The sequence below is a fragment of the Halomonas sp. genome (assembly GCF_029263665.1).
In the GTDB taxonomy this organism is placed as follows: Bacteria; Pseudomonadota; Gammaproteobacteria; order Pseudomonadales; family Halomonadaceae; genus Halomonas.
The window spans coordinates 62395-74139 of the sequence record NZ_JAJUFQ010000013.1 but is presented as its reverse complement, the minus strand read 5'-3'; the positions used below and the strand labels follow the sequence as shown (position 1 = coordinate 74139).

General features: G+C 58.4%; 12 protein-coding genes. 7 read left to right on the top strand and 5 right to left on the bottom strand.

The window, feature by feature from the left end; all coding sequences use genetic code 11:
- Positions 1-73 precede the first annotated feature (73 nt).
- Genes betT through betC form a run of 3 tightly spaced genes read right to left on the bottom strand, consistent with a single transcriptional unit; the run spans position 74 to position 5329 of the window.
- Positions 74-2143 (bottom strand): choline BCCT transporter BetT, encoded by a 2070-nt coding sequence (gene betT, locus Q1K07_RS13705; RefSeq protein ID WP_300311812.1) that lies wholly within the window; start codon positions 2141-2143, stop codon positions 74-76.
- A 10-nt stretch (positions 2144-2153) separates the two neighbouring features.
- Positions 2154-3803, bottom strand: coding sequence for a SulP family inorganic anion transporter (locus Q1K07_RS13700; protein WP_300311809.1), 1650 nt, complete (start codon positions 3801-3803; stop codon positions 2154-2156).
- Positions 3800-5329: a choline-sulfatase gene (betC, locus tag Q1K07_RS13695; RefSeq protein ID WP_300311807.1), complete on the bottom strand. Its 1530-nt coding sequence runs from the start codon at positions 5327-5329 to the stop codon at positions 3800-3802. The genes Q1K07_RS13700 and betC overlap by 4 nt, the downstream gene beginning before the upstream one ends.
- A gap of 194 nt (positions 5330-5523) precedes the next feature.
- Here betC and Q1K07_RS13690 point away from each other — a divergent pair, with 194 nt between their 5' ends.
- From Q1K07_RS13690 to Q1K07_RS13675, 4 genes are all read left to right on the top strand, one after another.
- Positions 5524-6399: a LysR substrate-binding domain-containing protein gene (locus tag Q1K07_RS13690; RefSeq protein WP_300311805.1), complete on the top strand. Its 876-nt coding sequence runs from the start codon at positions 5524-5526 to the stop codon at positions 6397-6399.
- Between the two features lie 133 nt (positions 6400-6532).
- Positions 6533-6772 (top strand): plasmid stabilization protein, encoded by a 240-nt coding sequence (locus Q1K07_RS13685; RefSeq protein WP_300311802.1) that lies wholly within the window; start codon positions 6533-6535, stop codon positions 6770-6772.
- Entirely contained in the window at positions 6769-7089 is a 321-nt protein-coding gene (locus tag Q1K07_RS13680) for a PIN domain-containing protein (protein WP_300311801.1), read from the top strand. Before Q1K07_RS13685 ends, Q1K07_RS13680 begins: the two co-directional genes overlap by 4 nt.
- Positions 7071-7193: a hypothetical protein gene (locus Q1K07_RS13675; RefSeq protein WP_300311800.1), complete on the top strand. Its 123-nt coding sequence runs from the start codon at positions 7071-7073 to the stop codon at positions 7191-7193. Before Q1K07_RS13680 ends, Q1K07_RS13675 begins: the two co-directional genes overlap by 19 nt.
- 24 nt (positions 7194-7217) lie before the next feature.
- On the opposite strand, the gene Q1K07_RS13670 is transcribed toward Q1K07_RS13675, so the two are convergent.
- Together Q1K07_RS13670 and Q1K07_RS13665 are read right to left on the bottom strand one after the other, a co-directional pair.
- Positions 7218-7859 (bottom strand): YdcF family protein, encoded by a 642-nt coding sequence (locus tag Q1K07_RS13670; RefSeq protein ID WP_300311797.1) that lies wholly within the window; start codon positions 7857-7859, stop codon positions 7218-7220.
- 18 nt (positions 7860-7877) lie between these two features.
- Complete coding sequence (locus Q1K07_RS13665; RefSeq protein ID WP_300311794.1) at positions 7878-8576, bottom strand: TetR/AcrR family transcriptional regulator; 699 nt, start codon at positions 8574-8576, stop codon at positions 7878-7880.
- A 180-nt stretch (positions 8577-8756) separates the two neighbouring features.
- Here Q1K07_RS13665 and Q1K07_RS13660 point away from each other — a divergent pair, with 180 nt between their 5' ends.
- Genes Q1K07_RS13660 through Q1K07_RS13650 form a run of 3 tightly spaced genes read left to right on the top strand, consistent with a single transcriptional unit; the run spans position 8757 to position 11745 of the window.
- Entirely contained in the window at positions 8757-9791 is a 1035-nt protein-coding gene (locus Q1K07_RS13660; RefSeq protein WP_300311791.1) for an efflux RND transporter periplasmic adaptor subunit, read from the top strand.
- A complete protein-coding gene (locus Q1K07_RS13655) occupies positions 9788-11041 on the top strand; it encodes an ABC transporter permease (protein ID WP_300311788.1) in 1254 nt (417 codons plus the stop codon). Before Q1K07_RS13660 ends, Q1K07_RS13655 begins: the two co-directional genes overlap by 4 nt.
- Complete coding sequence (locus Q1K07_RS13650; protein ID WP_300311785.1) at positions 11038-11745, top strand: ABC transporter ATP-binding protein; 708 nt, start codon at positions 11038-11040, stop codon at positions 11743-11745. The genes Q1K07_RS13655 and Q1K07_RS13650 overlap by 4 nt, the downstream gene beginning before the upstream one ends.

Genomic DNA, 11745 nt, shown 5'->3' with positions numbered 1-11745 from the left:
GCAGGCGGCAGCAAGCATCCTGTCGTTGATGATCGTTAGCCATAGCTGGCTATAAGTCGGTTGCGGTTAAGCGCTAACCACCGACAGGTGGTGACTGGGGTTCCTGTTCATTCAGGTCTTCGGCGACATGGGTGGCAGGCATGGTTTCCAGGCTGCCACCATCTTCACTGGTCTGGGCCAGGAAGCGCAGGTGGTGTTGATATTCGTTGATCACGTCGTGCATGACCTGCAGCCGAGTGTAGCCGTTGAGATCCTGCCCGATACCGCCTTCGGCGAGATGGACGTCGAGGCGTAGATAGTAGTCGTCATCAGCAGGCAGGAAGCTCGGGGCTTGCATTCGCTGAGGGCGAATACCGTAGATGAAGCTCGGTGCGCCATCGAATTCAACGTGAAGTGTCGGGCACAGCAACTCGGTGCCTTCCACCTTCTCCTCGCCCACATTGGCCTGTTGTCCACGCCGTGTCAGTTCCTCGGCAAGTTCCGCGAGTGCCGGGCGGATAGCATGGCGCAGCGTGTCTTCTGCCTGAGTACGGGTACTGCTGTCCAGGGTACGATCCAGGCGCTCTCGCCAGTCGTTGCTGGCCATTGAGGTCGCGCCGTTCTGATAGCGTGTTTCAGCCTTGCCGCTTTCCAGCTTCAACGAGCGATACATGCCGATCATGGTCAGGAAGATGACCAGCGAAAATGGCAGGGCGGTAATGACCACGGCACTCTGCAGGGTCTTGAGACCGCCTGCCACCAGCAGGGCCAGGGTGATGACGCCAATGATGGCGGACCAGAAGATGCGCAGCAGAATAGGGGCATCGTGGTTCACGTCGCGCAGTACATAGGTGAAATTGGAAAGCACCAGTGCACCCGAGTCAGCAGAGGTGACGAAGAACACGATGCTCAATACGGTGACCAGCGTGGCCGTGAATCCCACCCAGGGGAACTGCTCAAGGAAGGTATAGATGGTGGCCTGAGGCGTATTGAGCGCCTGCTCGCCCAGTTCCGTCAGCCCGTTATCGACCATGTCGATACCGCTATTGCCGAATACGGACATCATCACCATGACGAAAAGCAGTGGTATGAACAAAGCGCCAGCGACGAATTGACGAATGGTCCGGCCGCGTGAAATACGTGCCAGAAACAGGCCGACGAAAGGTGCCCAGGCAATCCACCACCCCCAGAAGAACACGGTCCAGCCACTGAACCAGCCTTGGGCATCCGGAGCATAGGCGTAAGTGTCGAAACTTTTACCAGTGAGAGCATCCAGGTAATCGCCGGTGTTCTGTACCAGGGCATTGAGCAGATGCAGGGTGTCACCTTGCAGCAGTACGAACAGTACCAGCGCCGCCATGAGCAGCAGGTTGAGCTCGGACAGGCGGCGAATTCCCCGCTGAACACCACTGACGACGGACAACGTGGCCAGGGTCACGACCAGTATGATCAATCCAGCTTGAGCGAACAGGCTCTCGGGAATTCCGAACAGGTAGGTCAGGCCGTAGTTCATCTGCATCACGCCGATGCCCAGGGCCGTGGAGATACCGAATACGGTGGCCACGACCGCGGTGATGTCGACCGCGTTGCCGATGGGGCCGTAGATACGCTGGCCGAGCAACGGGTAAAGCGTGGAGCGAATGGCCAGGGGCAGGCGATGGCGATAACTGAAGTAGGCCAGGGCCATGCCCATCAGCACATACAGGCCCCAACCGGAAACGCCCCAATGCAGGAATGTCTGCACGATGGCATGGCGCTGGGCTTCTGGTGTCGAGCCTTCACCCAGCGGAGGCGTGAGGTAGTGGGTCAGGGGTTCGGAAACCACGAAGAACAGGATGGCGCCACCAAGCCCGGCAGCGAACAGCATGGCTGCCCACGACAGCGTCGAGAACTCCGGTCGTGAATGATCGGGCCCTAGCCGAATCTTGCCAAAGCGGGAAACGCCGATGGCGATGACGAACACCAGGTACGCTACGATGGCGAGCATGTAGTACCAGCCGAAGGTTCGGCCGATCCAGTTGAGGCAGGCATTGAAGAACGCCGTGGCCTGTTCGGTAAAGGCAATGGTATAGACGAGAAAGACCAGAATACCGGCGACCGAACCGTGGAATACGGCTGGGTTCAGGCGATTGGCCGGTGGGTGTGCATGTTGCTTGGATGTCATGGGGCGCCTCTCATATTGTTATTGCCGTGGGCGTTTCATGGTGGGGGGGGTGTCCGATGAGACCGGCTCGTTGCAAGCGAGCCAGGACGTCAGGCTTGGGCCAGGCCAGGTACAGCTTGCCTCCTCGGATATGGCAAAGCCGTGCCTGACGCTGGAGCAGGTGGATACCGCTCAGGTCGATGAAGTTGATGCCCGCTGCCAGAATCACCAGGTTGGGGCGGTCGAAATGATCGATACGTCTTGCGACCGACTCGCAAGCGCCGAAGAATAGCGAACCGTCGATTCTGATGACGCTAGTGCTGGAAACGTCCGTGACTTGCTGTATGGCCACAGGTGTATAGGACAGCGGGCATTCGACGATCGGAGGCCGAGTCGTGCGGCGCAGGTAAAGCACCAGGGATGTCAGCACACCGAAATAGATAGCGAACTCCAGGGTCAGCAACAGGGTGCTGAAGAAGGTGATCAGCAAGACGGCCGTTTCTGAGCGGCTGACAACCAGTACCTCTCTAATGCTGTGACGATCGACCAGTCTGGCCGCGATCAGCAACAGTTGTCCGGCGATGGCAGGCATGGGGATATGGTGCAGCAGAGGCGCAGCCATCAGCACGATCGGTACAAGGAAGAGTGCCGACAGGACGGCTGCCAGGGGAGAGCATGCGCCTGCACTGGCATTGAGCCCCGAGCGTGTGAGTGATCCAGATGAGACATAGCTGGAGCAGAACGCACCGCCGAGATTGGACAGCCCTTGACCGATGAACTCCTGATTATGGTTCAGCCGTTCACCTGTTCGTGCGGCGAAGGCTCGCGATATGGCTGCCGTCTGAACCAGCCCCAGCAGGCCCAAGGCAATGGCACCCGGCGTCAGCATGCGTACGGTGTCGAGCGAGAGGTCCGGGAGCGAAAGCGGTGGCAGGCCTGCTGGTACGGCAGCAATGCGCAGGATGCTGGCATGTTCTGGATCGAGCCAGGCCGCCAGCAGTGAAGCGGCCACGAGTGAAAGCAGCATGCCAGGCCAACGTGGCAACCAGCGCTGAAATGCCAGGCATGTCGCCAGCGTGAACCCGGCGACCACAAGGGCGTCGAGATGAATGTCGCCAAGCTGAGCAAACATGTGTGGCCAGATATCGAGGAAACCACTGCTCTTTATCGGCGCCAGCCCCAGTGCATAGGGTAGCTGGCTGGTAGCGATGATCAGCGCGGCGCCAGCGGTAAACCCCATCACGACCGAATGCGAGACAAGATCGACCAGTACTCCCAGTCGTGCCAGACCCAGCAAGAGCTGGAAGGCACCGGTCAAGAACGTCAGTGTCAGTACCTGCGCGATGAAATCACCACCTTGTGCCTCAATGAAGGGCATCAAGGTGGCGAACAACGCGATGGACAGTGCGGCTGATGGTCCGCTGACCACATGACGCGAAGAGCCGAACAGTGCAGCCAGCACGACTGGCACGATGGCCGTATACAGGCCATAGACCGGGGGCAGTCCAGCCAGCAAGGCATAGGCTACCCCTTGGGGCACGACCAGCACCGCACCGGTCAATCCCGCGATGGCATCGGCGCGCACTGAGCGTGCAGTCTGCCGTGGCAGCCAGTCGAGAAATGGCAGGATGCGCTGCAGCCTGGCCGGTTGCCGGCGGATGTCTGTCGGCGACGTCATCATGGCCGGTCGGAAGGTACCGGGAAGCGTGCACGCCGTTCGAGATCGTCCAGGTCAATGGTATTGCGCATGTATTGGGTACTGGCATCGAACATGGGCTGGTGATCCCAGGTGGTCACCTTGCCTTTCATGAGGGCGCGAGAGACCAGTTTGCGTCGGCGCTGGCTATCCAGCACCTGCTGATGCAGGAGCTCGTAGTTCCAGCGCTCGCTGACTTCATTGCGGAATTGCTTGCACAGGTCGAGGTGCGCAGGATCAGCGGCCAGATTATTGAGTTCAAGGGGATCCGTCTCGAGATCGAACAACTGGTCCGGGTCCGGCTTTGAGTGGACGAACTTGTAGCGTCCGCGGCGGATCATCAGCAACGGTGCGATGGCGCCTTCTCCGAGGTATTCGCCGATGACTTCATCATGCCCACCATTGCCGGTGAGGTGGGGGATCAGGCTACGGCCATCAAGGGGGACGGCGTACTCTGGCGCCTGGCCATCACCAGCGAACTCGGCAAAAGTCGGCAGCAGGTCCATGGTCGAGACGGATTCCTTCACTCGACGCGGAGAGAAACGCTTGGGGGCATGGACGATCATCGGCACCCGAGCTGAGTTCTCGAACCAGCTCATCTTGTACCAAAGGCCACGCTCTCCCAGCATGTCGCCATGATCACCTGAGAACACGATGATGGTGTCGTCGGCCAGCCCTGTTTCTTCCAGTACCTTGAGCACCGAACCGATCTGGTCATCCACATAACTGATGGAGCCGTAGTAGGCGTGGCGGGCATTACGAATCTGGTCATCGTCGACGGTGTCTTCTTCGATCTGGTAGACATGGCGCAGACGCTTGGAATGTGGATCCATCAACTCACGTGAATAGGGAACACGCGGCATGTCGATTTCATCGTGATCGTAGCGGTCCCAGTATTCCTGCGGAATGGTGTAGGGATCGTGAGGATGGGTCAGCGATACCGTCAGGCAGAAGGGACGCTGTTCGCCGTTGCGCGCATAGTCGTAGAGGAAGCGGCGGGCACGGAAGGCGACTTCGTCATCGAAGTCGAGCTGATTGGAACGAACGCAAGGCCCTGCCTGGGTGACCGATGACATGTTGTGATAATAGGTCGGCCGGGTGTCGAAGTTTTCCCAGTCGACGAACCAGCCATAGTCGGCCGGGTAGATATCGGTGGTCAGGCGCTCTTCGAAGCCATGCAACTGATCAGGACCACAGAAGTGCATCTTGCCCGACAGTGCCGTGTAGTAGCCGGCATCACGCAGGTAATGGGCAAAGGTCGGTGTGTCGGCGGCAAAGTCGGCAGCATTGTCGTAGCCACCGATGCGTGAGGGCAGTTGCCCGGCCATCAAGGTATAACGGGACGGCCCACACAGTGGACTGTTGCAGTAAGCGGATTCGAACACCACTCCTTCACTGGCCAGGCGCGAAAGATGGGGGGTCTTGACCAAGGGGTGACCATGGAAAGGAAGTACTGAAGCAGCCATCTGATCGGCCATCAGGAACAGAATGTTGGGCTTCTTGCGCGCCATGGGGCCTCCTGTCTTTGTGAATTGTCGTTATGGATCGACGATATGGATTGACGTCATGTACCGCGGCCATGGGATTGCCATGGACGGTGATGACTGCTTGCAGTGTCTCGTCTAATCCAAGATGCTGTAAACTCGTTGAAATCTAATGCCTTCTATTAGGTGAGCTAATGTCGTGGATTGGCAGGACGGCGTCGTTGAATAGCCTGAAAGTGTTTGAGGCGGCAGCACGCCATTTGAGTTTCACCGCAGCGGCGCGGGAGTTGCACTCGACCCAGTCCGCTGTCAGCCAGCAGATTCGTGGACTGGAGGAGCAACTTGGCCTGGTGCTGTTTGATCGTATCTATCGAGGTGTGAGGTTGACGGATGCAGGGCAGACCCTGTTTGCCAGTGTCCAGGATGGCTTCGCCACCATCGATCGAACGATCGATCGTTTGCGTCAGCGCGATCGTCACCCGCATGTGAACATTCTGACGGACTTCTCTTTCGCGGCATTCTGGCTGATGCCGCGTCTGCCGTTGTTTCGCCAGCGCCATCCTGATATCGATGTGCAGATCGTCACCAACCAGGGGGTTCTCGACTGGCAGACCCATGATGTGGATGTAGCTGTTCTGTTCTGTGATGAAGGCTCATTGGCCGGTGATGTACCGCTGTTGTTCCGTGAGGAAGTCCTGCCACTCTGCAGCCCTGGTTTTCTCCTGCAGCATGGTCCCATCACGGATGTTCAGTCCCTGAGCCAGGCACCGCTACTGACACTGACGGCGGAGCAAGGCCAGCGCTGGCTGGATTGGCCACGCTACTTTGGCCTGCTGGGCTACACCGGTTACCCCCATGACGCCGAACTGACGTTCAATAACTACACACTGCTGATTCAAGCAGCGATCGCAGGGCAAGGCGTGGCTATCGGCTGGCGCGGTCTGGTGGAGGACATGCTGGAGAACGGCATCCTGGTCGGCTTGCCTGAACTGGGTGTTCAGACGGCAAGGGGATATGGACTGATCGATGCGCGTCCCGGCATGGGTTCCGCCGCCAAGAGAGCGTTCATGGAATGGATGCTGGAGAGCGTGGGGTAGGGATGGTGTGAAATAGGGAGAGAACGGGAAGGCGAGTCGCTGTTCTATTCAAGGGAACCTTCACTTGCCATAATGGCTATCAATGATTGCATTGATGGCATTTCGGCGCGTTGTAGCTGAAGGAGATACCGGCATGGCATCCATCACGATTCGTAACCTTGATGAAGGGTTGAAAGCTGAGCTGCGTCTGTCTGCTGCTCGACACGGTCGCTCCATGGAGGAAGAGGTCCGCGTTATTTTGCGTAATGCTTTACGGCAGCCTGAGCAAAAGGGACTCGGGAGTCGTATCCGCGAACGCTTCGGGCCTGAGGGGGCAGCGCTTGATCTGCCGTCACGCCAGGGGCAGCCCCGCAGGGCAGACTTCGACGAATGATCATCCTCGATACCAACGTACTCTCTGAGGTGATGAGGCCAGAGCCTGAACAGGTAGTTGTCGATTGGCTGGATGTTCAGGAGATGCATGCACTGGCCATCACGTCCATCACCGTGGCAGAAATCCTTTATGGCATCACCCGCTTGCCTGATGGAAAGCGAAAGTACGCGTTACTGGTCAAGGCGACGGCGATGTTGGAAGAAGATTTTGAAGGGCGGATCCTGTCATTTGATGGTGGCGCGGCTATTTATTATGCCGAGCAGGCAGCCATGGCTGAGAAGATGGGTAGGGGGTACAGATGGCTGATGCCCAGATAGCGGCGATATGCTTGCAGCATCAGGCTAAGCTGGCCACGCGCAATGTAAGAGATTTTGCCGCGTTTGATGTGGAAATCATCAATCCTTGGCAAGCCATGTCGTGAGACGACTCCGAACTGAGTCAGTCCTCAGATCATGCCTGCCACCAGATGGCGGTCGAACCCCGTGTCGATCAATCTTTGCCATGCGCTGATGACAGGTTCCGGTATTTCGATCGGGGCCTGAAACCCCAACTCGGGATATACCTGCATGCGGTGCAGGTCACCGACCATTTCTTCGATCAGGCCGAATACCCCGATGATATTGGAGACGTCATCGGGAAAGGCGATTTTCGGTGCGCTCACGGCTGCTTCGATCCCGGGCCATTGCAGTGGTAGCGTCTGTTGAATCCGGCGAATGGAATAAGGCTTGGTAACGAAGGTCACTCTGCGTGCCTCAGGCATGAGCTGGCGTGCAAAGGCAATGTTTTCGGCGAAGTTAGTTGCCTTGGGTTCAAGGATGATCTGCTCTTCGGCAAGGCCGTTCTGCTGAGCCCGGTGAGCGAATATCTCGGCTTCGGGCTGCGACCACAGATAACGCGTCCAGTTGCCGGTGTTGCCGGTGATCAACAGGTGTGGCGCTATCCCTTGCTTCATCAGTTCACAAGCATGGTCGCAGACACGCAAGTCATAAGAGCCACACACCACAACGATATCACTGTCGGCGAGGGTGGCATGGCCTTCGCTCAGAAAGTCCCACAATACTTTAGCACTACGCATGATGGGGTTCATGAGTCATTCCTTTGATGATCAGTTTGAAGCCAGTGCCTGCACGATAGCCTGTGCGAAGCCAGGTTCGACATAGCTCACGCTGCCATCCTCCAGGCCGAGTATGCGGTCAATCACGATACCCTGGAAATACAGCGCCTGTTCCAGTTCATCGGCCGCCTTGGGGGCATCCTCTGTACCCGCCGCGCGCAATGCGCGAGCCACGATGCGATAGCTGGCCGCGCCAAGGTGGAGGATGGTTTCTGCCGCGAGGTAGGCGTCTGGCACATCGAAGCAACCTTCCTGGCGACCCTGCTCGATGATGCGTGCCAATAGCGGACATATCACTGCCATGGATGCGGCGTTGATGCGGTGATAGAGCACTTGGTTGCCCGGCTGGAACAGGGTATCGAACAGCCCACGCATCTGTGGCACCTGTTCTACCTTCATCTGCCGGGCCCGCGAAAGAAAGGTGTTGAGCCTGGCCAGGGCATCCAGTTGTGGGTGCTCCAACACATCAGCCAGCTGTTCCATACTGGCACTGGAGAGGCGTTCTACCAATGCTTCCAGAACTTCTTCCTTGGAGGAAAAATGGTGATAGAACCCTCCTTTGGAAAGCCCCGCGTGCTGGATCAGGTCATTGACGGTGGTGTTGTCATAACCACGCTCGAAGAAGAGTGCCTGTGCACTATCAAGCAGTTCCCCGCGTCGTTGTGCTGCGCTTTTTATCTGGCGAGCCATGATGGCGTTTCCCATAGTACTTGAAGGTCAATCGTATCTGGAGATCAATAGCGCCTGATGGCCTCCTCAGGGAAGCGTTCCTGGAGGAACCCCTGGATATAGTACTTGACCAGTGACCGACCATGGGTCTGTAATAAGACCGACCGTCGGTCTGTTAAAGGTAACCCGGGAATGCGCCCCGTGCAATCGTCTCCTCATCTGTCTTCACGTCTGATATCTCGTGGGTTGCTGGTATTGGCACTGCTGGCGATCATCGTGCTGGCGGTGTGGTGGTGGCTGCGTCCGACGCCGGTCTCGACGGTGACGCCATCACGCGGTGATGCGGCGGATGTGGTCTATGCCACCGGCGTGGTCGAGCCGGATGAATGGGCCCAGTTGGCTCCGCTGGCGCAGGGCCGAATCGAGTACCTGTGCCGCTGTGAGGGCCAGTGGGTCGAGGCCGGCACTGTGCTGGTACGCCTTGATGACCGTGAGGCCAGTGCTCGATTGGAGGATCTGGAAGCTCGCGTGGAACAGACAGGTATTGATCTCCAGCGCATGGAGCGTCTTGCACAGCAGGGTTCTGTCAGTCGTCAGGAACTGGACCAGGCGCGTAGTGATGCACTTCGTGCCCGAGCCCTGGCCAGTGCCCAGCGAACCTTGCTCGACCACCATGTATTGCGTGCACCACAAGCTGGCCAGGTACTGCGCCAGGATGGTGATGTCGGTGAGATTGCAGGTCCAGATACGACGCTGTTCTGGGTTGGCAGGCAAGATGGGCTGGAGGTCGTTGCCGAAGTCAATGAAGAGGATATTCCCGTGGTGGAGGTAGGCCAACGGGTACTGATTCAGTCCGATGCTTTCCCTGGGCAACAGATACAGGCCGACGTCGCGCGCATCACCCCCAAAGGGGATCCAGTGGCCAGAACGTATCGTGTCTATCTGCGCTTGTCCGATGATTCTCCGCTACGTATTGGCATGACGGTGGAAGCCAATATCATCACGCGTGTGGTGAAAAATGCGCAGTTGCTGCCTGTGGAGGCCTTTCACCAGGATGATGTGTTCGTGGTGGAGGAGGGCAAGGCTCATCGGCGTACCCTGCAAGTGGGGATTCGCGGAACTGAGCGTGTCGAGGTGATCTCTTCGTTGGCTGAAGATAGCCAGGTCATTGTGCCTTGGCCTGCAGAACTGACGGACGGCAGCAAAGTGAGCATCACCGAGGGAGATGATGCATGACCACCCTGATCCTGGATCTGGCGGTCACGCATATTCTGGGACGTGGACGTCAGACCTGGGTAGCCATTCTCAGCGTGGGGCTGGGAGTGGGCTTTTCCATTGCCATGGCCGCATTGATGCAGGGCGGTGAGGATGACTTGATCGACCAGTTGGTCAATGACATGCCGCATGTACAGATCAGCGACGAACAGCGCGAGGCCCGTCGGCAACCGGTCGAGAATGTGTTTGCCGCCACCCGCATTCGCGGTCTGCGTCCCCTCGAGGATCGCCGGGGGATGCTCAACCCGGAGCAGATTCGCGCCCAGTTGAGCGCCTGGGTGCCAGGTGAACTGGTCTGGCGCCTGGAGACTCAAGGGGTGGTGCAATATGCCGGGCGCGACCAGGGCATCACGATCTACGGTATCGAGCCTCAACCCGAGACAGAGGTAGAAGCCATCAAGGCAGAGGACTTCATTCGCGGTGACTTCTCATCCTTGCTCAGTGGTGGCAACAACATTGTCATTGGCGATGGCCTGGCGAATAAACTGGGGGCCGATTACGGCACGACCCTGACATTGGTGTCCTCGACCGGTCAGACCCGGGCATTCAAGGTCACCGGTCTGTTTCATACTGGCACCACGGCGCGTGATGAGGGGGAAGGCTACGTACTGTTGAAGAAGGCCCAGATCCTCAGCGAACGCCCGAATGTCATCAACAACATTCGCCTCTACCTGCCCGACCCGGATATGGCATCCGACGTCGCCGCCCGGGCTGAAGCGCAGGTTGGCTACAAGGCGGTGTCCTGGCAGGAAGCCAATGAGTCGCTGCTCGAAGCCCTGGTGATACGCAATGTGATCATGTACACCGTGGTCGGCACCATCCTGCTGGTAGCCGGGTTTGGCATCTATAACATCATTTCGACCCTGACCCATGAGAAAGCTCGCGACATCGCCATTCTCAAGTCACTGGGCTTCACGGCGCGAGATATGCGCCGCCTGTTCGTGATCGAAGGCCTGATGTTCGGTGTCGCCGGTTCGGTTCTGGGCTGGCTGCTGGGCTTCGGGCTTTGCGTTGCCCTGTCGATGGTTCGCTTTGAGCTCAGTGGCGGTGTGGTGGGCCAGGAAATCACCCATCTGCCGCTGGCCTGGAGCATCTGGCATTACTTGATCGCAGGTGGCTTTGCCATGCTGTCGGCGGCGGTGGCTGGCTATCTTCCAGCAAGACGTGCGGCACGCCTCAATCCTGTCGCCATCATTCGGGGGGCCACATGAGCGTATTGGTCGAGACTCAGGCTCTGGAACGTGTGCTCCCCGCTACGGTACCGGTGACACTGGTCAGCGATATCACGTTGAGCATCAGCGACAATGAATTCGTCGCCATCACCGGGCCATCCGGTTCTGGGAAATCATCTCTGCTCTATCTGCTGGGGCTGCTGGACAGGCCGAGTGCCGGCACCTTGACGATTGGCGGTCGCAACATGGCCGAGCTCAGTGAAACCGAGCGAGCCGCATTGCGCCTGGCATCGATGGGCTTTGTCTTCCAGTTTCACTTCCTGTTGCCGGAATTCAGCGTGCGTGCCAATGTCGAGCTGCCGATGCGCAAGCTGGGACGATTGTCTGCCAGTCAGCGGCGCGCGCGAGCCGAGGAACTGCTGGATTCACTAGGGCTGGCGGCCCATCTCGACAAGCTGCCGGAACAGTTGTCGGGTGGTCAGCGTCAGCGCGTGGCCATTGCCAGGGCGCTGGCCAATGATCCGCCGCTGGTACTGGCCGACGAGCCCACCGGCAGCCTCGACAGCCAGAGTTCAGAACAGGTCTTCCATATCCTCAATGATCTGGTTCGGGAGCATGGCAAGACCGTCGTTGCCGTAACCCATGAAGAATCCATCGCCGAACGTGTCGATCGCCGCATCCATCTCATCGATGGGCGTCTGGCGGACTGGCAGGATGATACCAGTCCGGTGACGTCACCCTGA